Below are 22,812 nucleotides of genomic sequence, written 5' to 3'. Positions count from 1 at the left end.
GCAAATCTTGCGCGTTCCTGGACGAGAATTCGGGAAAGGGAATTCGGAAATGGCTGGTCTCGTTGGCAAGTTTGCCGGGAAAGCCCCGGCGCCTCGCAAGGGCATGGCTAGTCCCAGACTGAGTGAGAAAGCCTTCAAGGCGAGGTACAAGCAGCAATTCGTCGACCCGGCGTTCGAACCGCTCGCCCAGTCGATTGAGCAAATCGCTTCGATCGCCTGGCAGGCTTATGCGGATTCCCGCAAGAGCCCGATCACGAGGAAAGCCGGTCCTGCGTTCAGCGACCCCGACTACGATCTGTCCGTCGATTGGATTGCGGCGCACGAAGCCGTGCTGCAGGCGCAGCGTCGGTACGAGGATCTAACGGTGCCGCCGCGTCTGTTGATCATCAACGGGTCGTCGCGCAGCGAGCACACCTGTCCCGGCGAGATGTCGAAGAGTTTCCGGCTCGCCGAAATCGCCCGTGAGACCATCGACAAGGAAACGAAACTTGCAGTCGAAATTCTCGATCTGTCGCGGCTTGCTTCCGAATACGGGAGGAACATCCATCCGTGCAAGGCGTGCTTTTCGACGGCCGCTCCGCTCTGCCATTGGCCCTGTTCCTGCTATCCCAACCATTCGCTTGGGCAAGTTCAGGACTGGATGAACGAAATCTACCCGATGTGGGTCGCCGCCCATGGCGTCATGATCATCTCGCCGGTGAATTGGTATCAGGTTTCCTCGCCTGTCAAACTGATGATGGACAGGCTTGTCTGCGCTGACGGTGGCAATCCAGACCCCTCGCTGACACAAGGCAAGGATGCGGCAAAGGCAAAGCAGGTAGAACTGGCCGGGTGGGACTATCCGCGTCATCTGGCAGGCAGGCTGTTTTCTGTGATCGTGCACGGCGATGTCGAAGGTGCGGAGAATGTGCGGCATTCCATCGCCGACTGGCTGCGCTTCATGAAGTTGTCGCCGGCCGGCCCGAGCGCCGAGCTCGACCGCTACATCGGTTACTGGAAGCCGTACGCCACAAGCCATGAGGAACTCGATGCCGACGAGACAATCCAGGAAGAGGTCCGCAACGCCGCCCGCGCGCTCGCCGAAGCCGTCGTCGAACGTCGGGCGGGCCGTTTCCGTCAGATCGGCATCGGCCTGGAAGACCCGAGGCAAAAATAGGAACACTAGAACGGCGATCCGCAAGCGGTGATGGGCCAGATCGAACGGATCTCTAAAAATCGGACCAAACGCTAGATTTATCGGGTGCCAGGGTCGACCCGAATATCTGAATTGCCGGTCCGGCATTCAGAGTTTTTTTCATTTCCAATCAGCTAAGTGATTGAAAATGGCGCGAGTGACGGGGCTCGAACCCGCGACCTCCGGCGTGACAGGCCGGCACTCTAACCAACTGAGCTACACCCGCGCAAGACGAGCACGGTCAGCCGTGTTCGTCGTTGGGGCGGTGGATAAGGCGTAAGCCACCGGGTGTCAAGCGGAGCGCGACAGCATAACAGCAAACAGCAGAAGGTTTTTTGACAAGCCGGATTTTGCCGCCGAAAACGACCAGCGGCGAGGCCGTTGCGCGCTCATTTGGCCTTGCGAACCCCGTCCTAACTGCTTAAAGGTCCGCCCCGGAGCGGGCGATTAGCTCAGTTGGTAGAGCGCTTCGTTTACACCGAAGATGTCGGCGGTTCGAGCCCGTCATCGCCCACCAAATTTCTTAAGGAAATTCACATAGGTTGCCGACGGACAGAATCCAAACGAGCGGGTCGTCGCCGTAAGAGCCGGACAGACCGTCCTCATACTGTTCCGTCGCGGTGAAACTCAAAGGTCCCCTTCCATCGGGATATCCGCCCGACAGAGGACTTTGGAGGCATCCACGCGGTCGGCGGCAATGAAGCGGACGTTGTAGGTCTTCCCTTTCCCCTTCTTGATCTCAAGCCAGCACTGGGCTTGCGGGCACTCCATGCTGTACTCGCCGACATAGGGGTCGCGGCCGGCGGCGTGGATCGTCGCAAGGCCTGCCGACATGGAAAAGAGAACGGCAGCCGCCGAGAGTTTCCAGCGGCGCATGTCAGTAAACCTTTGCCGTATTGACGAAGGCTAGACAGCCCGATGCGCCAATCCGAATTCTAGGAACAACGCTGGCTTGCGCGCTCACTTTGTTGAGTGCTATCGAAGCCAGATGCTTAATCGGATTTGGATTTTCGGACGTGGCCGGACGACAGTCTTGCGCAAGCACGTTAATCGGTGCCTGAAGGACTTTTGCTCACCGCTGGGGGCAAAAACGGTTCTCAATGTCGGCGCGAAGCCAAACCACAGAGACAAGGAAGGCCGAGTTTACGAAGACTATTTCCCCGGCGCGGATTTCAGAACCTTGGACTTGGCCCCGCATGATGACCCCCGCCATATCCACGGGGACTTAATGAATCTTCCGGCAGATGCCGGAACCTACGATTTGGTAATCGCGAACTCGGTCATCGAACACATCGACAGGCCGTGGGTTGCCGCTCCAAACATAACCGGCCTCGTTCGGCCGGGCGGCCACCTTTTCATCGCTATGCCCTGGTTCTACCCTGTTCATGAAGGCCCGTATTTTGGCGACCATTGGCGGGCCACCCCTTCCGGGATGCGCTTTCTTTTTGAGGACATGAAAGAGATCAGGCACGACTTTTCGCCATCCAGTATCCTAGCGGTTTGGGACCGTAAGAAATATTGGAATGAGACGAACAGCACATCTGCCGGCTTTTGCATGCTGATGAGGCGGGAATAGCTTGTCTAGGAGACCTACAGTCAGTCTCTTCGCCAAAATTCGACGCGGGTATAAATTTCAATCTCGGAATAGCCTGCCGCCGCACCCAAACCATCCGTTCCTCAGGTGCTGGTGCAACGGTGTTCCACCCTATAAGCCTTTCCAGCCACGACGGGACACGCACCCATGCTTGTAACGGTAATGCCAGCGCCATTGCCGGCGTAGCCCGCAGTCCCGACTGCCGCCACGGCCCCGTCTGTAACGTTGTAAAGCCGGCTCTTGTGCTGGTCTGCAAGGGCGGGAGCATTGTTTACACCGAGGATGTCGGCGGTTCGAGCCCGTCATCGCCCACCATGTTTTCTCAAGGGTTTGAGGTTTTCCGGTTCAGCAGCCGCCACGAAACCCGTATCGAACAGCCGCTTTGCGGACCGAATCGGCCCGTTCGCGTTCAGTGATGTACCGCGGCTCCAGGTCGCCCGGTTCAACGCGAGATGGTATGCTCGTCATATTATCGGCAAGGGAGGTTCGGCATGCCTGTAACGGTTGGTGCGCACCATCTGACGCTGTTCACACACGACATGGACCGTTTCATTCGCTTTTATGAAGAAATCTTCGACGCGGAAACGAAGTTCGATCTGTCCGAGCCTGGTCCCGGTGGCGGCACTCTTCGTCACTCACTAATCGACGTTGGAGGTGGCTTTGCCCTTCATCCGTTCCAAATGCCGGAACCAACGGGGTATGAAGATGGGTCGATGCAGATGGGCAAGAGAGGTCACATAGATCATCTTGCGCTGAAGGTACACGATGAAGAGTGCTTGCAGGAAGTCAGGCGACGTCTGGTGAAGGCCGGCGCTTCGGATGGGACCATTACAGATTTCGGCGCTGTCCGTCTTGTGAGCTTCAAGGACCCGGATGGAATGGAGGGCGAGGTCGCGCGGTGGACCAATAGCAAACGCGTGCTCGGCTTTGAAGAACGCAAGCGGGAGCTTTGGCCAGACTGATCGCGAAGGCCGCATTGGGCTGCCTCACACCTGTTCTCCAGTCATCGGCCTTTACTGTGCTATCAGCTACCTCCGATGAGGACTGGAGTCGCTGCGCGAGTCGGTCAGGCGGGGCAACGCTATCGCGCCGCCGTTGCTCGAACAAAAATTGCGTTTAGCGTTGAAATATACTTTTATCCGGGAAGAGATAATAGAACAAAAAAGTACCTTGTCTTTTAATTGTTGTTAACCATGTGTCAGCCGACATTATCCAGTTAACGCTTGAGTCCGCTATCACGGTTATGTTCCGTACCTCACCGATGTATGAGTCGTAGCAATGTGCGGATTCGGGGGCTATTTCGGTTCGATCCGGGATGCGGAAGCTTTGCTTGCGCGCATGATCGCTGCGATCGTCCATCGCGGGCCGGATGAGCAAGGGAAATTTATGACAGCCGACGCTGGGCTCGGCCATGCGCGGCTGTCGGTGATCGGCATCGGTGATGGCCAGCAGCCGATGTCTGACGAGTCAGGCAATTTGACGATTGCGTTCAACGGCGAGATTTTCAACTACCTGGAATTGCGCGAAGGGCTGATCGCCAAGGGCCGGCGCTTCCGCACGTCGAGCGACACCGAGGTCATCCTGCAGCTGTATGACGAGATGGGCGAAGACTGCCTGTCGCTTCTGAACGGCGATTTCGCCTTGGCGATTTGGGATAACAGGCGTCGGCGCATGGTGCTTGCCCGAGACCGGATGGGTGTCCGGCCGCTGTTCTACACGAACAGGGACGGCGTGCTGTACTTCGCGTCGGAGATCAAGGCGCTCCTGAAGGTTCCCGGCGTCTCGGCCGAAATCGATCCGATCGCACTCGACCAGATCTTTACGCTGTGGGCGCCGATCGCTCCCCGCACGGCTTTCCGCAATATCCACGAGCTGGAGCCGGCAAGCGTGATGATCGCGACACCGGAGCAAGTCACGATCAAGCGCTATTGGCACCTCGACTATCCGCATCGGGACGCGCCCTCGAAGCTCACCAACGAGGACGATGCGGCCGAGGAACTGCAGGCGCTGTTGAGCGATGCGGTGAGGCTTCGCATGCGCGCCGACGTGCCGGTCGGCTCTTATCTTTCGGGCGGGCTCGATTCATCCCTGGTCTCGACGCTTGCCGCCGGCATGACCCCTCTCCAGCTGCAGACATTTTCGGTGACGTTCGACAGCGCCGAGCACGACGAAAGCGCTTTCCAGATCGAGATGGCGTCAGCAATTGGCTCCCGGCACCGAACCATTGCCTGCCAGGCCGGCGATATCGCCGGCGTCTTCCCCGAAGTCATCCGCTTTGCCGAGCGGCCGATCATCCGCACCGCACCGGCCCCGCTCTATCAGTTGTCCGGCCTGGTTCGCCAGGCTGGCCTGAAAGTGGTGCTGACCGGCGAGGGCGCCGACGAGGTTTTTGCCGGCTACGATATTTTTAGGGAAGCGCGTGTGCGTCGGTTCTGCGGGCGGCAGCCGGCATCGCGCATCAGGCCACAGCTGTTCCGCAGGCTTTATCCCTATCTGCCGGGTCTGCAGCAGCAGTCCGTAGAGTATTTGGCGGCGTTCTTCGGCGCCGGCAACGCTGCGCTCGACGATCCGCTGTTCTCGCATCGGCCGCGCTTCAAGACCACGGCGGCGGCGAAGATTTTCTTTTCCGGCGACCTGCGCGCGACGTTGAAGGGCTATGATGCGGCCGAGGAACTGGTCAGCCGGTTGCCCCAGGCTTTTTCGCTATGGCACCCGCTGCATCAGGCGCAATATCTCGAAAGCCGCTTCCTGCTGCCGGGCTATATCCTGTCCAGCCAAGGCGATCGGATGGCCATGGCGCATGGGATCGAAGGACGGTTTCCCTATCTCGACCATCGCCTGGTGGAATTTGCCGCAAGACTTCCGCCTGAAATGAAGCTGAAGGGACTGGTCGAAAAGCACATATTGCGCAAAGCCGCGGGGCATCTGCTTCCCGGCGCGATCGGGGAGCGTGCCAAGCAGCCCTACCGGGCGCCGGAAGCCCGCTCCTTCGTTGGAGCCGGGGAACTGGACTATGTGCGTGATTGCTTAAGTGAAGCGAACATCGCTGCCGGCGGACTGTTCAACGCCAAGGCGGTGGCCAGCCTTCATGAGAAATGCCGCACGCAGCCAGCGTCGGGATTCCGCGACAACGCTGCCTTCGTCGGCATCCTGTCGACGCAGCTGTGGCAGAAGAATTTCACCGGCCAAGAAGCCAGTGCGGCACGAGCGGCCTGAGGAATCCAGGGAAGGGAAAAATGATGATAACAATCAAGGACAAGGTCAGAGCCTTTATCGTCGACAATTTCTTGTTCGGCGACACGTCTTACGAACTTGCAGATACAGCCTCGCTGATCGAGAACGACATCATCGACTCGACCGCCGTGGTCGAACTCGTGGCGTTCATCGAGGATACCTTCGGTATTGCGATGGTCGATTCCGACATCGTGCCGGCCAATCTGGATTCGATTGACCGTATTTCGTCCTTCATCAAGGCGAAAGCGCCGGCAGTCTAGGCGCGATCGGCGAGGAGCGTACGTGCGGATCGAACATTTTCTGGCCGCGAATGCCGCTGCCCAACCTGCCAAGACGGCATTGATCACCGGGCATAAAAGGCTGAGCTACGAAGAATTTTACGATCTCTCGAGCCGCCTTGCCGCTGCGCTTTTCGCGAACGGCGTCAGGCGCAACGACCGGGTCGTCGTTTTCATGGACAATTGCTGGGAGATCGCGGTTTCGATTTTCGCCGTGCTCAAGGCAGGGGCGACCTTCATCCCGGTCAACCCATCGACCAAGCCCGACAAGCTTGCCTACATCCTTGCCGATTGCGACGCTGCTGCGATCCTCACCCAGGCAAAACTGATGCCCGTCGTCACTGAAGCCTGCGGCGGCAACACCGGCATCTTCGTGGCTTCGACCGTCGGTGCCGATGGTCAATGCCCGGTGGGGGCCACATCCCTGGCCGACTGCCTGACGCTTGAAGCCGGAGAGATCGACCACCGCGGCATCGACGTCGATCTGGCGATGTTGATCTACACGTCGGGCTCGACCGGCCGGCCCAAGGGCGTGATGATGACGCACCGCAATTGCGACGCGGCCTCGGACTCCATCACCACCTATCTGCGCAACACGTCCGACGACATCATTTTGAATGTGCTTCCGCTCGCCTTCGACTATGGCCTTTATCAGTTGCTGATGGCCGTCAGGCTCGGCGCCACGCTCGTGCTCGAAAAATCCTTCGCCTTTCCTCAGGCGATCTTTGAGCGTATCCGCGAGGAGGGCGTCACCGGTCTTCCGCTGGTGCCGACGATGGCAGCGATGATCCTGCAGATGCGTGACCTGGAGCCGGGCTTCCTGCCCAGCGTTCGCTATATTTCCAATACGGCGGCGGCCTTGCCGCCGGCCCATATCGAACGCCTGCGCTGCCTTTTCCCCGGTGTCAGGCTGTATTCGATGTATGGCCAGACCGAATGCAAGCGCTGCACCTACCTGCCGCCCGAGGAACTCGATCGCCGGCCGGGGTCGGTCGGCATAGCCATTCCGAACACCGAAGTGTTTGTCGTCGACGACAACGGGCAACGCGTGCCACCAGGTGTGGCGGGTGAGTTGGTCATTCGCGGACCGCACGTCATGCAGGGGTATTGGCGCAACGAAGCTGCGACCGAACGAGCGCTGCGACCGGGCCCGAACCGTTGGGAGGAGGTTCTCTACACCGGCGACCTGTTCAGGACCGATGAGGACGGCTTTCTCTATTTCGTCGGCCGCAAGGACGACATCATAAAGACGCGGGGAGAGAAGGTGGCGCCGAAGGAAGTGGAAGCCGTGCTTCACGGCCATCCGGGCATCGCCGAGGCCGTTGTCGTCGGTGTGCCGGATCCGCTGCTCGGGCATGCGATCGGCGCGCTCGTCATACGCTCGGACCCGAAGCTCAGCGAAAAGGATGTCATGCGCCACTGCGCCCGTCATCTCGAGGATTTCATGGTGCCCAAAATCATAGAGTTCCGCCTGGAATTGCCGAAGACGGATACGGGCAAGGTCAGCCGCCGGCTTGCGTCGGAGATGATGGAGGCCGGGCAATGAGCGTTCGCCCCGGCGATGACGCGCCGACCATTCTGGCGCAGGCCTTGGCGATCGACCCCGGCGCCGAAACCGACAGGATCGTGAGCGCCTTGCGCCAGCAGTTGCGCGGCATTCGCAAGCGCGGCCTCGTGCTCGGTCTTTCCGGCGGGATCGATTCCAGCGTTTCGGTGGCGTTGGCGGCGCGAGCCGTCGGGCCTCAGAATGTACTGTGCCTCTTCATGCCGGAAAACGATTCCGATCCGGAAAGTCTGCGGCTCGGCCGGCTTGTCGCCGGCACTTTCGGTGTCGAGGCCATTGTGGAGGATATCGGGCCGACCTTGCGCGCCATGGGCTGCTATCAGCGTCGCGACGCCTTCATCCGCGAATTGGTCCCGGACTACGGCGAAGGCTGGGCCTCGAAGATCGTGATTGCGAACGCCCTCGAGCATGAGGGCTACAATATCTCGTCGCTGGTGGTGCAGGACCCCGGGGGCAAGCAGACCAAACTGAGAATGCCGCTGCCGGTCTATCTCGGCATCGTCGCCGCCACCAACATGAAGCAGCGCACCCGCAAGCAGATCGAATATTTTCATGCCGACCGCCTGAACTTCGCCGTTCTCGGAACGCCCAACCGGCTGGAATACGATCAGGGCTTCTTCGTCAAGAACGGTGACGGCGCGGCGGACGTCAAGCCGATCGCGCACCTCTATAAAACGCAGGTCTATGCGCTCGCGGCCTATCTCGGCGTGCCCGAGGAAATCCGCAATCGGCCGCCGACCACCGATACCTACTCGCTGGCGCAGACGCAGGAGGAGTTCTACTTCTCGCTTCCCTATGACCGCATGGATCTTTGCCTTTGCGGCCTCAACAACGGCGTGGCGGCCGAAGTGGTGGGGCAGGCGGCAGGACTGGACGCCTCGCAGGTGGAACGCGTCTGGGCCGACATCGCCGCCAAACGCAAGGCGACGCGCTACCTGCACCTGCGCCCGCAACTCGTTGATGAGGTCGAGGAAGTCAGTGCCTGAGCTGGCTCTCGATCCAGGTCACGCGAAGCGCTTCAGGTGAAGTGACCCAGCCGGCTCCACTGCTCGCCCGCAAGCCCGTTCAGGAAAGCTTGCGAGTTCTTCATGGCATCCAGAAGCTCTGGATCGCGTGAGTGCACCACGGTCGAGGCAACGGTCAGGAACGCTATGCGTCGCCCTAGCATCGCTTCCAGAAGTGTGGGTTGAATGCGTCCGCGCAGGCCGCTGACGCCGCGTACGGCGGCATCATCGATCAGGCAGTCGATCACCGAACCCGCCTGGCCGGGGAGGGCGAGGATCTGCAGCACGCGGCCGATTTCACCCGCCCGCGCGTGATAGGCGAATGCGCCGACATTGGTGCCGACCGGCGATGCCACGGAAACGTAGACAAGCTCGCCTAGATCCTGCCTTTGTGCCGCATCGGTCAGCATATGATCAAGCTGGCCTTCCGCCCAACTCGGGCGCAGGGCGAACTGGGCGGTCAACGGTTCGACGAGCCTGGCAAATGCGTCGCTGTCGATTTGGGATGTCCGAAAAGCCCCATGACCTGCCCCGTCCGCCGCCACACCGGACCAGCGTCGTTCGCTGGACTTCATTCGCCTGCAATAAAACCGGTCGATTGCATGCGCAAACGGATTGAGCATTCGGACAGATTTCATGCGACTGGCGGAAAGGCTGAGCACAAAGCTCGACGGCCGCATCACGCGCACCCAGTCGAGACTGTATTGCGGCAGGACAACGCCGCGCAGCCGGGTCCACAATTTTGCGGAAATATCATTGGCGGTCTCGCTGAACGAGATATCCTGCGGGCCATCCAGATAAGCCTTCAACAAGCGGGCGCCGGCCATCGGGTCGCGCTCATGATCCTCGACCATCAGCGAGCTGCAGATGGCGGCGCGTAATTGCCGGCCGTTGAATTGCATCGGCAACACGTGAACGCCGACGAACCCGGAGACGTCGCCGGCGTCGTTGACATGGACAAGCGAGCGGAGATCGCCTCCGCAACCGGGCGCGTCCAGATAAAACCGTCTCATATAGTCGATGAGCGCGGCCGGCGCTTCGGTCCGCTCCTTGCGCAGCACGCGTTGAAACATGCCTGCGACTGCCGGAACATCGGCACTTTCCAGGGCGCGAATGACGCTCAAGCCCGGCTCCCGGCACCGGAGGCCCCGCGTTTCCAGACCATGGCAAGGCCCGGCTCCCCATTGGCCATCGCCGCGAACGGCAACTGCCCGCAGCTATGCAATCTACAATTGCACTCGCTCCGGTGGTGGTCGAAAGGAGAGCTGTAACGCGGCGGCAAGGCAGACCCTTTGCTTGATCATGAAAACGAGCGTCGTTGCTGTTACCAGCTTCGGGTAAACCGATGTTGAAGTATTGGACGGCGAATCGAGTTTATCGGGCGCGGATCATGGCGGAAGCAGGCGGAAATCCTTGCCTTCGGGCAGCAGCTGCCCGCCATCGACGATGATGGTGGTGCCGGTGATGTAGCTGGCGTCGTCCGAGGCCAGGAACAGGAAGGCATTGGCCACGTCGCGCGGGCTGCCGAGGCGGCCGAGCGGGATGGAGTCCTCCATGTTCTTGATATAGGCGGCGCCGCGATGCAGCTGGATGGCTTCGGTGAGGATGTTGCCGGGCTCGACGCCGTTGACGGTGATGCCGTAGCCCGAGAATTCGAGAGCGGCCGAACGGATCAGGCCGTTGATGCCGGCCTTGGTCGCCGAATAGTGGCCGTGACCGGGGCTGGTGACGTGCGGGCCGGTGATCGAGGAGGTGAACAGCATGCGGCCGAAGTGCTGCGCCTTCATCGGAACGAGCGCCGCACGGGCGGCATTGAAGCTGCCGCGCAAATTGACCGCCATGACACGGTCCCAGTCCTCCGGGCTGGTGTTTTCCAGCAATTGCCAGGGATAGATGCCGGCATTCTGGACCATGATGTCGAGACGGCCGTGATGGTCGAGCGCCAGCGCAACAGCGGCCTCGGCATCGGCCATCTGCGAGATGTCGGTGCGGATGAAGGCAGCGCCGACTTCGTCCGCGGCCGCTTGCCCGGCCTCGACCTCGGTATCGGCCAGCACCAGCTTGGCGCCTTCTTCGGCAAAGCGCTGTGCGATGCCCTTGCCGATGCCGCGGGCGCCGCCGACGATCAGCGCGACCTTGTCCGAAAGTCTTCCGATCCCTGGACGCCCGGTCATGCCAGCCCCCTCTCATGCCAGTCTTTGTCGGATGGTTTGCTTGAACGCGTCGAGCAGCACGGCGGCAAGCACCAGCAGGCCGTGGATCACCTGGGTGAAGTTGGCCGGGAGGCCCATGAGGTTGATTGCGGTGTTGATGGCCGACAGCAACAGCACGCCGGCATAGACGCCGGGCAGGGTGCCGACGCCGCCCTTCAGGCTGACGCCGCCGATGACGACGGCGGCGAAGGCGTTGAACAGCAGGCCGACGCCGAGATTGGCGGTGGCGCCGGAGGTGCGGATTGCCAGCACCCAGCCGGCAAGGCCGGCGATGGCGCCGGCGAGAACGAAGGCGATGACGAGGTTGCGGTTGACGCGGATGCCGGCGCGGAAGGTTGCGGTCTCGTTGCCGCCGATCATGACCAGGTGCCTGCCGAAGGGGGTCTTGGCCATGATCAGCGAGAAGACCACGAAACACGCAATCGCGATCCAGGCGGTGAGCGGCAGGCCAAGCAGGCGCTGAATGCCGAACCAGCGGATTGCCGGCGCAAGGTCCTGTGCCGAGCGGCCGCCGGAAATGACCAGTACGAGGCCGCGCACCCAGATGTAGGACGCCAGCGTGATGATGAAGGCGCTCATCTTCACCTTGACGACCAGGTAGCCGTTGATGGCGCCGATGATGCTGCCGACAGCAAGGGCGATCAGCAGCGAAACCGGAACCATCAGCCATTCCGGGTGCAATTGAACGCCAAGGCCGATACCTGCCGAGCAGAACAGGATGCCGACCGCCATGGCACTGAGCGCCGCCACGGATTCGACCGACAGGTCCATGTGACCGGTGATGATGACCAGCGCCAGGCCGATCGACATGACGCCAAGCACGCTCGACGCCTCGATGATGTTGGCGAAGATGCCGAGCTGGAAATAGTTCGGAATGGAGATGGAGAAGACCACCAGCACGAAGACCAGCATGAACCAGACGAGGTTGTCGAGGACGAACTCGAGGGCGCGGCGCGTGCGGGGATTCATATGCTGATCCGGCTGGCGCATCGATCCTCGGAAAGCATCATGCGCGGATTGAAAATTGCTGCAGCTTGACTTGCGCGTCCGTTCGAACGCGCCGGCTGAGCTCCGGGCCAGCGCGGCCCGGAGCCCTGGGTGACTTTGCTACTCGACCGGCTTCACGGTGCCCGAGGGCGGCTTCATGTTGCCCCAGAAGGCCGGGTTGTCGACGTTTTCCTTGGTGATCGCAGCGCCGGGGATCTTGATGTTCGGTCCCCAGGCTTCGATGGTCACGGCCGATTTCAGGCCGAGCACGTCGTACTCGCCCGGCTTGATCTCCTGCTTGTTGACGACCTTGTCCATGAACATGGCGACGGCGGCGGCCTGAGCGTAGAGCGGCTGCTCGACTTCGACGTTGAGCCAGCCCTTGCGGATCAGGTCGAGGCCGACCGGCGCGCCGTTCGAGCTCATCAGCATGACGTCGCCCGGTTTCTTGCCGGCGGCCTCGAGCGAGGCGACGGCAGCGACCGAGAGATGGGCGGCGTGACTGAAGATCAGGTCGATATCCGGGTTGGCGAGCATCTGGTCGTTGACGATGGTTCCGGCTGCATCCGCCGCCCATTGCATGGCCGGAACCGAGATGATCTTGACGTCCGGGAACGCCTTCATCTTCTCCTCGAAACCCTTCTGGATGTCGAGCGTGTAGGGGTCGCCAGGATCGCCAAGCACCTGGAGGACCTTGCCTTTCACCGATCCGTGCTTCGCCTTCAGGAGTTTTTCGGCCTGATCGGCGGCAATCTGGCCGATCTCGACCGTTCCCGCCACCGACGTGAAGTCGGATGGTGTCGAGGTGATCTGGCGATCGAATTCGACAACCGGGATGCCGGCGGCGCGGGCGGCCTCGATCGACGGCTTCAACGCATTGAAATCGACGGCGGCAAGAATGATCGCCGACGGCTTGAGCGCAATGACGTCGTTCATCTGCGATTGCTGAGCGTCGGTCTTGTTGTCGGCGTTCAGCGTCTTCATCTCGTAGCCGACCTGCTTCAGGAACATCTCCAGAGCGCTCACCGAGCCGGTCTGGAATTCGTCGAGCAATGTCGGCACCAGATAGTAGACGGTGCCCTTGGACTGGGCGAATGCCGGCGTGAGCGTGGCAAAGGCCAGTGCCAGGATACCGAAGACGGAAAGAAGTATTTTCTTCATGTCGTTCGCTCCTCTTGCGCCGGACCCCTCATTTTGTCCCTCAGCCTGCCGGTCCGGCACCGGCGAGCGTCTCTCCGGTGATCATGTCGATCACCGCGTCGGGACTTGTCTTGTTGCGCGCGACATCGCCGGCCACGACGCCTTGCCGGATCACCACGATCCGGTCGGCGACCTGGAAGGCCTGCTGCATGATATGGGTGATGATGACGACGCCGATGCCTTGCCTCGCCACCTGGCGGATCATGTCGAGGCCACGCCGCGTCTGCTCGACGCCGAGTGCTGCGAACGGCTCGTCGAGAAGCACGAGCTTGCCGCCAAAATGCACGAACCGGTTGAGCTCGATGGCCTGCCGCTGGCCGCCCGAGAGATGCTCGACATTGGTTCTGAGCGAAGGGATGCGGGTGCCGGCGCTGGCCAAAGCCTTTTCGACCACCTGCTCCATGGCGGGTTCGTCAAGCACCGGAACGCCAAGAAATTTCCTGGTGATCTCGCGGCCCATGAAGAAATTGGCCACCACGTCGACATTGGTGCAAAGCGACAGGTCCTGGTAGACGGTCTCGATCCCAGCCGCCTTGGCCTCGGCGGGAGATTTGGCGAGGAATTCCTTGCCCTCGAACAGCATGCGGCCGGAGGTCGGCTCCAGGCCGCCGGCGATGATCTTGACCAGCGTCGATTTGCCGGCGCCATTGTCGCCCAGAAGCGCCACCACCTCGCCCTTGCCGATCGAGAAGCTGATGCCCTTGAGCGCTTCGATCGCGCCAAAATTCTTGGTGACGTTGTCGAGCACCAGCAGGGGTTCGCTCATGCCCGGCTGAGCTCCGCTCATGCCCGGCTGAGCTCCGCTCATGCCGCGATCCCCTTGCCTTGCAGTATATCTCGCCCACGTTCGCGCTCGGCGGTGAATATCTGGCCGAAGCGCGGCGAAAGCACGCCTGAGATGGCAAGTGCGGCGGCCCCGCGCAGCACAGCATGCTGGCCGCCGCGTGCGACGGTGACACGCGGCACCGTGCGGTCGTTTCGCGCCGAGATCGAGTTGGGAAGCCTGGCAACCGAACCGGCCAGCCGTTCAAGCAGATCGGTGGACGCCAGTCCGCCGAGGATGATGGTTTCGGGATCGAACAGGTTCTCGACGATGGTGATGGCGTTGCAGAAGATCGGCCCGACTTCATCAACCCAATCGGCGTCGCTGATGTTCCGGCGCCGCAGCGCCTCGAGCGAGAGGTATCGTTCGAGGCAGCCGCGATTGCCGCAGGGGCACGGCTCGCCACCCGGCACGACAGGGATGTGTCCGATCTCGCCGGCGTTTCCCCAGGCCCCGCGCAACGCGCTTCCGTCATGAACCATGACGCCGCCAAGACCGACACCGAAATAGAGATAGTAGTATTCGGAATATCCCGTCCCGAGGCCGTACAGGCGCTCGCCCATTGCCGCGGCCGCCATATCGGTCTCAAAAAACGCGGGCAGCCCGGTCGAGGCCTCCAGCCGTTCCCGAAGCGCCACGTCCTTCCAGCCGGTCATCGTCGTCGGGCCGATAAAGCTCATCGACTCAACGCCGAAAGGGCCGGGCAGCGCCATGCCGATGCCGAGAACGCGACCGCCCGGCCGCAGTCCGGTCAATTCAAGCACCATCGCGCCGATCAGATCGAAGGCATGGTCGGGCGTCGCGTTGGGGGCCTCGCGGGTGGCGCTCTCGATCACGTCTCCGCTCAAATTGATCAGCGCCGCATTGATACCCAGCGGAGTGACGTGGATGCCGACGGCATAGCCGCCCTCCGGGTTGATCCGCAGGGTCGCCGGAGGCAGCCCGCGCCCCCGCGGCTCTTCGCGCATCGACAGGACGTAGCCGTGTTCTTCCAACTCGCGAACGATGGTCGAGACCGTTTGAACGGTGAGCCCGACCCGCTTGGCAATGTCGCCGCGGGCGATCGGACCGTGAAGACGGATGGATTCGAGGACGATGCGCCTGTTGTAAGGCCGCCCAAACTCCTGATTGGTCCCCCGCAGTGCCATGTCTTGCATCCCTGGGAGACAAGAGGTTCGCACCAAATATTTATTCAGTCAAATGGAATTCAAAAAGAAATGACTGGTGTGAAGTGCGGGGCGGAACGGCGAAGCTGCGGATCTCCCCCCTTGCGGGGGAGATGGCCGGCAGGCCAGAGGGGGGTGGGAAGGATCGCCAACTTTCGAGTTAGTCGGCCTAACCGCCAAGCCAATTCAAGAACGCGGCTGCTATTGGTTGACAGGTCGGCGGGACAGCACCCCCCTCTGTCCTGCCGGACATCTCCCCCGCAAGGGGGGAGATCGGCAGTTTTTCCGACGGCACTCTTTTGCAGCCTGGGCGATGGCTGCAGCCACTAAAGATACCGCGCGACCTTCTTGCCGACCCTCAGGAAGCGCAGCGGGTCGATGGCCTCGCCATGGTGGCGGATTTCGTAATGCAGATGCGGGCCGGTCGAGCGGCCGCTGCTGCCGGTCTTGCCGATGACGTCGCCGGCGTTGAGCCGCTTGCCGACGGTCACGTCGATTTTGCTGAGATGCCCATAGCGCGTCGCAAAGCCATTGCCATGGTCGATCTCGACCATGCGGCCGTAGCCGCCGTTCCAGCCGGCCTTGACGACAACGCCGGGCGCCGTGACCTTGGCAGGCATCCCGGTCGGCGCCCTGAAGTCCATCCCCGAATGCAGCGCGGCGGTGCCGAGCAGCGGATCGGTGCGCACGCCGAACGGGCTGGTGACCGAGCGACCGGGCGCGGGGTTGGCGAGCGGCAGCCGTCGCGCCTCCGTCTTCAGCCGGTCGAGCGCGTCCAGCGCCTCGTCGAGTTCCCTTACCTTGCTGTCGAACGTCATCGAACTGTCGAGTGGTATCAGCGGACCGCCGGCATCGCTCTTGCCGAAATCGCCGTCGACCGGCAGGCCAGCCGCCTCGAGCGCCTGAGAAATCGCATCGGCGTTTTTGTAGGCGTTGTCGGCAAGCGTGGCGATGCGGGTGAGCTGCTGGCTCTCTATGGCCTTGAGCGCGGCGTTGATCGACACGAACAGCCTGTCGGCACGATCGGCCGCCGTGTCGCTCGGCAGCGGATCGGAGCGGGTCGACCACAGCGAGAACGGCCTGGTGTCGCCAGCGCCAAGGTTGGCGCCGAGGCTGGCAACCGCATAGGCCTGTAGCGGGGCGTCGGTCACCTCGGCGCGTTTATCCGACTTTGCGGACACAGCCGTGCCTGCGGCGGGCGGCGTTCCGACGTCGCTCTCGGCGCGTTCGAGGAGCGGGCCGATGCGGCCGTGGCGCAGGCTGAGCTGGGTCTGTCGTTCCAGCAACTCGCCAACTTTGGTTTCCATGAGCTGCTGGTCGAGCAGCTGACGGCTGGTGATCCGGTCGACCTGGGCGCGCAGTGCGGAGATGCGGTCCTCATAGGCCTGCTGCATGCGCGCCTGCCGTGCCGTGGTCGCGCCGATCAGGTCGTCGCGCAGCACGAGATAGGAGGTCGCCAGCAGATAGCCTATCGCCATCGCCGCCAGCGCCGAGCCGCAAAATGCGGCAAGCCATGGCCGTATGGTGAAATGCCTGATCTCGTTGCCCCGGGCGATAATGACCGTGTGGGGCTCATTGCGCCTGCCAAAGACCGTTGACTGACTGGCTACGTTCACAGGACCAAGCTTTCGTTACGACACCGACGACAAGCCCGATTACACATCATTAAGGTTAACGGTCGGTTGCTGGCGCCCAGCTTGCAGCCCATGGGTTGCAAGCCGGATTGCTTCGGCCCCGTGCTTCAGACGGGTTCAGGCCACAGCCGACATTGATGTCCCAGAAATCGACGTCAAAGCGCGCGCACGGCCTCCAGCACCGCCTCGGCATGGCCTTTGACGCGAACGTTTCGCCAGATCCGGGCGATCCGTCCGTCGCTGCCGATCAGGAATGTTGCGCGCTCGACGCCCATATAGCGGCGGCCATAGAGCTGCTTCTCGACCCACAGATGATAGGCTTCGATCACCTTGCGCTCCTCGTCGGCGACGAGGTCGACGGTCAGATCGTATTTCGACTTGAATTTGTCGTGTTTTCGGACGCTGTCCGGCGACAGGCCGATCACGACAGCGCCGAGCTTTTCGAATTCCGGCTTCAACTGCGAAAAGCCGATCGCCTCGTTGGTGCAGCCGGTGGTGTCGTCCTGCGGATAGAAGTAGAGCACGACCGGCTTTCCCCGCAATGACGCGAGGCTGAGCGATCCGCCGCCGTCGCGGGGAAGGTCGAACTGCGGCGCAACGTCGCCGACGTCGAGATCAGCCATATCGATGCCCTTGTTTGTGGTTACGCGCGAAGCCTCATCGATATATTGTCGCACCGGGAGTCGTCCACGGTCGAGTTCGTTCAACGGAAAATTGTGTGGATCAGGAGCAGCCGCAGCACGAGAAGATCAGATTCAGGCGTGATGAAATCACCGACCTGGGGGCCTTCCCGTCCGCGTGCCGCATACCGCCGCTCGGCCAGGGCCGCGGCGTTGGTATTCTTGCGCGGCTGTTTGCCGGCCTTTTGGCGCTTGTGCTGCTGGCCACCGCCGCTGTCTATGCGATCGGCATGTCCGGCTTCGGCACCGAGCGGCTGCGGGCCGAAGCGGAAACGGCCATCGAGAAATTGGCCGGCGTCGACGTCGACGTTGCGGTCGGGCCGGCCCGTCTCACGCTCGACGGATCGAGCTTCATTGCGCTGCAGGTCAGCGACGTCAGCCTCAAGACGGCCGACGGCAAGCCGATGGCCGATGCCGGGCGTGTCCGCTTCGGCGTAAGGCTGATGCCGCTGCTTTCGGGCGAGGTGCGGCTTACCAGCGCCAGGATTTCCGACGCGCGCATCGTGATGGCGGCGCTGCCGTCGGGTGGCGACTGGACGGCGGCACTGCGCAATGACGACGGCCTCATCGATCCGGAAAGGCTGGCCGGCACGGTCTTTGCCAGCATCGGTCACGCGCTCGATGCGGTGCGCGAGGAGCAGATGCGCCGGATCGAGCTGCGCAATGTCGACCTCGTTCCGCCCGAGGCCGGGTTGGTCAAACTGGTCAGGATCGCGGATGCTACCGTTGCGCAGTCGGGGCCGGGCGGCATGGAGTTTTCATCCGACGCTTCTGTCGACGGCAGGGCACTCACAATCGCCGCCTCAGCCAGCCGTGATGCGACGACGCGGCGCGTGACGGCGTTGGATGCCAGCGTCGAGATAGCGCAGCTTGACCAGGCTGCGGCAGCGCCGGGCGGGACGCTTGGCGCGATTGCCCTGAAGCTGGCGGGATCGGAAGGATCCGGCGACAACGCGTCGCGGCTGACGGCCTCGTTGTCGTTCGCCGGTGCCGTGCTCGATCTTGGCACGCGTGGCTCGCTTCCAGCAGACGTCGATCTCGCTGCGACGCTTGTCGCCGGCGCCAACAAGGTCCAGGTGGACCGGCTGCAAGTGAGGACCGGTCGCTCGACATTCGCGTTCGCCGGTTCGATCGGGCCGAAGCCGGCGACTGGAACAGCGGGCGAGGAGCCGTCCTATCGCTACGACCTGACCAGCGACGGCTCGACGCTGGCGCCTTCGGAATCCTCCGAACCTGCGCTCGATTTCATCGCCCGGGTGGCCGGCGTCTACCAGACCCGCAGCCGCAAGCTGGTGGCCGAGCAGATCGGGATCAGGTCGGGGTCCGCCAGCGAGGCGCTGGGCACGGCTTCGGTCGAATTCCCCGAGGGAAAGGTGCCGGGCATATCTGTAGCCTTCAACGTCCACGACATGCCTGTCTCGCATGTCAAGCAGTTGTGGCCCTGGTTTGCGGCGCGAAACGCTCGCCTGTGGGTGCTGAAAAACCTGTTCGGCGGCCGCGTCGTCGACGCCAGCCTGCAGTTCCAGGTCGTGCCCGGGCGCCTTGGCAACGGCATCCCGCTTTCATCTGATGAGGTATTCGGCCGTTTCCAGGTCGAAGGATCGCGCTTCGATACAGCCGGTCACATCCCGCCGATACGCGATGCCGTCGGCGTCGTCGAATTCCACGGCAATGACGTCGACATCGCCTTGTCCTCGGGCAACGTCTATATGGCCAGCGGCCGCACGGTCGCGGCAAGCAACGGCACGATGACGGTCAAGGCGGCGAACCGCCCGCCGGTGATCGGCGCGCTCGATATCGATGTTGCCGGGGAGGCGTCCGCGATCGCCGAGCTCGCTTCCTACGAGCCGATCAACGGCATGCGCCGTGTTGGGCTGCTGCCGGAAGACCTGTCCGGCACGGTGACCGGCCACGTCAAGGCGGACATTCCGCTGCAGCGCGGCGTCGACAGCTCGAAACTCGATTGGCTGGTGACGCTCGATTACAAGGACCTGTCGCTGGGCAAGCCGTTCGAAGACCAGACGGTGACGGACGCGGACGGTTCGATCACGGTCGAACCCGAGAAGGCGGTGATATCAGCCAAGGCGCTGCTCAATGGCATTCCAGCCGAACTCGACCTGATCGAACCGCTCAGGGATGGCGGACCGCCACGCAGCCGAAAAGTGGCGCTGACGCTCGACGACAAGATACGTGCCGCCGCCATGCCTGGCCTGTCGGAGCTGCTTTCCGGAACCGTCAAGGTTGAGATCGACAAGAGCGGCACGGGCAACACGGGCAACCAGACTGTCTCGGCGGACCTGACCAATGCCAGGCTGGACATTCCCTGGGCAGGCTGGAGCAAGGGCCCCGGCATTCCAGCCAATGTCACATTTGCCATGGCCAAATCCGGCGACACCACGACGCTGTCCGACTTCGACCTGAATGGAAAGACCTTTTCGATCGATGGCGGCGTGGTGCTGGTCAAAGGCGCCCTGTCCTCGGCGCGGTTCAGCAACGTCAAGCTGAACCGGGGAGACAACGTTGCCGTTTCGGTGAAACGATCGGGCAAGGGCTACGCGATCGACATCAGCGGCAGCGCGCTGGACGCGCGCTCGCTGATCAAGCAATTCACGTCCGATGTCGACACCGCCACCAAGGCCACGGGTTCCGACGCGATTTCGGTCAGCGCCGACGTCAATTCGCTGACCGGCTTCCACAACGAGACGCTGTCGAACCTGAAGCTCGGCTACAGCGCCGCCGGCTCGAGGGTGAATGGGCTCAAGGTGAGCGCCACGGCAAGTTCGGGTGCTGCCATCAGCATCAGCAATACGACCGGCGCCGGCAAGCGCGCCCTCAACGTGCGGTCGGCCGACGCCGGCGCCATCCTGCGGTTCCTCAACATCTACGAGCATATGGAGGGCGGCTCGATCACCCTGGCGCTCGCCGGGGCAAGCGATGGGCCGATGAAGGGCCAGGTCGACTCGCATGATTTCTTCGTGGTCAACGAGCCGAAACTCGCCTCGCTCGTATCGACGACGCCGGCCGGTGACAGCCGCAGCCTCAACGAAGCCGTCAAAGCCAATATCGACACGTCGAGAGTGAAGTTCGAGCGCGGCTTTTCCGAGATCGAAAAGGGCGCCGGCTATCTGAAGTTGGCCAATGGCGTGCTGCGCGGCCCGCGCATCGGCACCACCTTCCAGGGCACGCTCTATGACAAGAACAACAACATGGACATGACCGGCACCTTCATGCCGGTCTACGGCATCAACCGCATCTTTGGCGAACTGCCGCTGTTCGGGGCGCTGCTCGGCAATGGCCGCGATCGCGGCCTCATCGGCGTGACTTACCGGCTCAGGGGCAATGCCAACAAGCCCAAACTGGACGTCAATCCGCTGTCGGTGATCGCGCCCGGAATTTTCAGGTCGATCTTCGAGTATCGGTAAGGTGAAAGCTCAATCACTTCGAGCCCCGATTGGATCTGGTTCGTAGTTACGGGCTGGCTACAGGTGGGCAATACCGGCTTTCAGCAGTCCCTCGCGGACGTGCTGCACATCAGACTCTTGGGCATAGTGCAGGGTGGCGATAAATGAATCGAGGTCGAATTGGGGATCGAGCGTTTTGACCTTGCGTAGATGCGCCGCGGCGGCGATTTCGTCGCCGAGCCAGCCGTAGCAGGCAGCGGCGAAAGCATGCTGAACCGAGTCCATGGTTGACAGATGCATGAAAGCTTCGATCGCCTCGCCATACTGGCGCGCGGCGAAACGCGCCTTGCCCAGATGGCTCCAGAACCTCTCCGGGTGGTGCGGATTCAACTGCATTGCCTTGCGGATCCATTCAATTCCCTCTTCCGGCCTCCCCAGCCACGTCAACAACTCGCCTTGCTGCACCACCACGAGGTCGTAATTGGGATTGAGGGCCAGCGCCCGCTCTTGATGGTAGCGCGCTGTGGTCAGCTCATTGTTGTTCACGTTCACTGCGGCGAGGATGCGGTGGACATCGGCATCGTTGTCGTCCAGCGCCAGCGCCCTGTCCAGCGCTGCCATGATGTCGTTCCAGACGGCATCCCGGTCTTTGCACCAGTTATAGACCCAGGCCTGACCAAGAATGCAGGCCCGCCAGGCATGGGCATGGGCATAATCGGGGTCAAGCGCGACGGCCCTGCCTATCAAGGTTTGCGCGCGTTCATTATCCGCAATCGTGCTTTTGTGATGCAGCACCTTGGCGGCAAGCACACATTCATACGCGGCCATGTTTGCGGGTTTCGCCCGCGCGAGCTGGTCCCGCTGAGCCGCCTCGACACGACCGGGCAGCGTGGCTGCGATCGCCGCGGTCACCTCATCCTGAATCGCGAAGATGTCGTCCAGCTTCCGGTCATATTTGTCTGCCCAGATATGAGCGTCATTCGCCGTGTCGATGAGCTGAACCGTCACGCGCACCCTGTCGCCGATCTTGCGAACGCTTCCCTCCACCAGGTATTGGACGTCTAGTTTCTCGGCCACCTCGCGCACATTCACGGCGCGGTTCTTGTAGACGAAGCTGGAATTGCGCGAGATGACGAACAGCTCATGGTGGCGGGACAGTTCGGTGATGATGTCCTCGGTCAGTCCGTCCGCGAAAAATTCCTGCTCGGGGTCGCCGCTCATGTTGGTGAATGGCAGCACCACTATCGAGGGTTTCGAGATGGATCGCTTTGCCTCGACTTCTGGCAGGACAGGACTGTCAAGCCCAATGCGATAGAGGCGAACCGGGCGGCTGATGTTCTTTAACGTCTTCTCGCCCAAATCCTCCATGGCAATTTCGAGACGGTCGGCAATTTGGGTCGCCACCGCTGCGGTCACGCAGATACCGCCGACGTCGGCGAGTTGCTCGATGCGCGAGGCAATATTGACGCCGTCGCCGAAAATGTCGTCATCGTCGAAAATGATGTCGCCGAGATTTATGCCGATCCTGAATTCGATACGCCGTTCTTGCGGCACATCCGAATTGCGCCGTTTCATGCGCTGTTGGATTTCCACGGCGCATTTCACGGCATCGGTCACGCTCTGGAACTCAACGAGCATGCCGTCTCCGGTGGTCTTGATGATCCGGCCCTTGTTCTTCGCGATGGCGGGATCGACCAGTTCTATGCGATGGGTCCGAAGGCGTGCGAGCGTGCCGGATTCGTCGGCCTCCATTAGCCGACTGTAGCCCGCCATATCGGCAGCCAGAATTGCGGCTAGTCTCTGTTCCATCGCCTGAACCAAAAACCAAGCCTATCCTTCCTGGGCTGCCAAATCCAGCAA

At 61.9% G+C, this 22,812-nt stretch carries 18 protein-coding genes and 2 tRNA genes; 9 read left to right on the top strand and 11 right to left on the bottom strand.

Going from position 1 to position 22,812, the window contains the following annotated elements; genetic code table 11:
• The first annotated feature begins 49 nt into the window (after positions 1 to 49).
• Positions 50 to 1,156: a flavodoxin family protein gene (locus tag AC0L2A_RS27900; RefSeq protein ID WP_167366349.1), complete on the top strand. Its 1,107-nt coding sequence runs from the start codon at positions 50 to 52 to the stop codon at positions 1,154 to 1,156.
• Positions 1,157 to 1,323: 167 nt separating this feature from the next.
• On the opposite strand, the gene AC0L2A_RS27895 is transcribed toward AC0L2A_RS27900, so the two are convergent.
• Positions 1,324 to 1,400: transfer RNA gene (locus AC0L2A_RS27895), tRNA-Asp, on the bottom strand.
• A gap of 215 nt (positions 1,401 to 1,615) precedes the next feature.
• Between AC0L2A_RS27895 and AC0L2A_RS27890 the strand changes: the two genes are divergently transcribed.
• Positions 1,616 to 1,691, top strand: a tRNA-Val gene (locus tag AC0L2A_RS27890).
• A 110-nt stretch (positions 1,692 to 1,801) separates the two neighbouring features.
• Here AC0L2A_RS27890 and AC0L2A_RS27885 read toward each other — a convergent pair.
• Complete coding sequence (locus AC0L2A_RS27885) at positions 1,802 to 2,050, bottom strand: hypothetical protein (RefSeq protein ID WP_091591467.1); 249 nt, start codon at positions 2,048 to 2,050, stop codon at positions 1,802 to 1,804.
• A 157-nt stretch (positions 2,051 to 2,207) separates the two neighbouring features.
• Between AC0L2A_RS27885 and AC0L2A_RS27880 the strand changes: the two genes are divergently transcribed.
• From AC0L2A_RS27880 to nadE, 6 genes are all read left to right on the top strand, one after another.
• Entirely contained in the window at positions 2,208 to 2,750 is a 543-nt protein-coding gene (locus tag AC0L2A_RS27880; protein ID WP_167366348.1) for a class I SAM-dependent methyltransferase, read from the top strand.
• Positions 2,751 to 3,259: 509 nt separating this feature from the next.
• Entirely contained in the window at positions 3,260 to 3,730 is a 471-nt protein-coding gene (locus tag AC0L2A_RS27875) for a VOC family protein (RefSeq protein WP_091591464.1), read from the top strand.
• Positions 3,731 to 4,046: 316 nt separating this feature from the next.
• Positions 4,047 to 5,984: an asparagine synthase (glutamine-hydrolyzing) gene (asnB, locus tag AC0L2A_RS27870; protein WP_091591462.1), complete on the top strand. Its 1,938-nt coding sequence runs from the start codon at positions 4,047 to 4,049 to the stop codon at positions 5,982 to 5,984.
• Positions 5,985 to 6,004: 20 nt separating this feature from the next.
• On the top strand, positions 6,005 to 6,262 hold the full coding sequence (locus tag AC0L2A_RS27865; protein WP_091591461.1) for an acyl carrier protein: 258 nt from the start codon (positions 6,005 to 6,007) through the stop codon (positions 6,260 to 6,262).
• 22 nt (positions 6,263 to 6,284) lie between these two features.
• Entirely contained in the window at positions 6,285 to 7,826 is a 1,542-nt protein-coding gene (locus AC0L2A_RS27860) for a class I adenylate-forming enzyme family protein (RefSeq protein WP_473611507.1), read from the top strand.
• The gene (gene nadE, locus AC0L2A_RS27855; RefSeq protein ID WP_473611506.1) at positions 7,823 to 8,830 is read left to right on the top strand and encodes an NAD(+) synthase; all 1,008 of its coding nucleotides are present in this window, start codon (positions 7,823 to 7,825) and stop codon (positions 8,828 to 8,830) included. The genes AC0L2A_RS27860 and nadE overlap by 4 nt, the downstream gene beginning before the upstream one ends.
• Before the next feature lie 32 nt (positions 8,831 to 8,862).
• Here the strand turns inward: nadE and AC0L2A_RS27850 are convergent, their stop codons facing one another.
• The 8 genes from AC0L2A_RS27850 to AC0L2A_RS27815 all read right to left on the bottom strand — a co-directional run bounded on the left by AC0L2A_RS27850 (position 8,863) and on the right by AC0L2A_RS27815 (position 17,494).
• Positions 8,863 to 9,972, bottom strand: a complete 1,110-nt coding sequence (locus tag AC0L2A_RS27850; RefSeq protein ID WP_473611505.1) for a hypothetical protein — start codon at positions 9,970 to 9,972, stop codon at positions 8,863 to 8,865.
• A 264-nt stretch (positions 9,973 to 10,236) separates the two neighbouring features.
• Entirely contained in the window at positions 10,237 to 11,022 is a 786-nt protein-coding gene (locus AC0L2A_RS27845) for an SDR family oxidoreductase (protein WP_473611503.1), read from the bottom strand.
• A 12-nt stretch (positions 11,023 to 11,034) separates the two neighbouring features.
• The gene (locus AC0L2A_RS27840; protein WP_473611502.1) at positions 11,035 to 12,030 is read right to left on the bottom strand and encodes an ABC transporter permease; all 996 of its coding nucleotides are present in this window, start codon (positions 12,028 to 12,030) and stop codon (positions 11,035 to 11,037) included.
• A 138-nt stretch (positions 12,031 to 12,168) separates the two neighbouring features.
• Positions 12,169 to 13,209, bottom strand: coding sequence for a sugar ABC transporter substrate-binding protein (locus AC0L2A_RS27835; RefSeq protein ID WP_473611500.1), 1,041 nt, complete (start codon positions 13,207 to 13,209; stop codon positions 12,169 to 12,171).
• A 40-nt stretch (positions 13,210 to 13,249) separates the two neighbouring features.
• On the bottom strand, positions 13,250 to 14,014 hold the full coding sequence (locus tag AC0L2A_RS27830; protein ID WP_287295945.1) for an ATP-binding cassette domain-containing protein: 765 nt from the start codon (positions 14,012 to 14,014) through the stop codon (positions 13,250 to 13,252).
• 38 nt (positions 14,015 to 14,052) lie between these two features.
• Complete coding sequence (locus tag AC0L2A_RS27825) at positions 14,053 to 15,219, bottom strand: ROK family transcriptional regulator (protein WP_473611499.1); 1,167 nt, start codon at positions 15,217 to 15,219, stop codon at positions 14,053 to 14,055.
• 344 nt (positions 15,220 to 15,563) lie between these two features.
• Entirely contained in the window at positions 15,564 to 16,853 is a 1,290-nt protein-coding gene (locus AC0L2A_RS27820) for a M23 family metallopeptidase (protein ID WP_473611498.1), read from the bottom strand.
• Positions 16,854 to 17,026: 173 nt separating this feature from the next.
• On the bottom strand, positions 17,027 to 17,494 hold the full coding sequence (locus tag AC0L2A_RS27815) for a peroxiredoxin (RefSeq protein ID WP_091591837.1): 468 nt from the start codon (positions 17,492 to 17,494) through the stop codon (positions 17,027 to 17,029).
• Positions 17,495 to 17,589: 95 nt separating this feature from the next.
• On the opposite strand from AC0L2A_RS27815, the gene AC0L2A_RS27810 reads away from it, so the two are divergent.
• Positions 17,590 to 20,973: a hypothetical protein gene (locus tag AC0L2A_RS27810; RefSeq protein ID WP_473611497.1), complete on the top strand. Its 3,384-nt coding sequence runs from the start codon at positions 17,590 to 17,592 to the stop codon at positions 20,971 to 20,973.
• A gap of 57 nt (positions 20,974 to 21,030) precedes the next feature.
• Here the strand turns inward: AC0L2A_RS27810 and AC0L2A_RS27805 are convergent, their stop codons facing one another.
• On the bottom strand, positions 21,031 to 22,761 hold the full coding sequence (locus AC0L2A_RS27805) for an adenylate/guanylate cyclase domain-containing protein (RefSeq protein WP_091591445.1): 1,731 nt from the start codon (positions 22,759 to 22,761) through the stop codon (positions 21,031 to 21,033).
• Positions 22,762 to 22,812 lie beyond the last annotated feature (51 nt).

The organism is Mesorhizobium sp. WSM4844, assembly GCF_055811775.1.
This window is presented reverse-complemented; position numbering and strand designations above follow the sequence as displayed.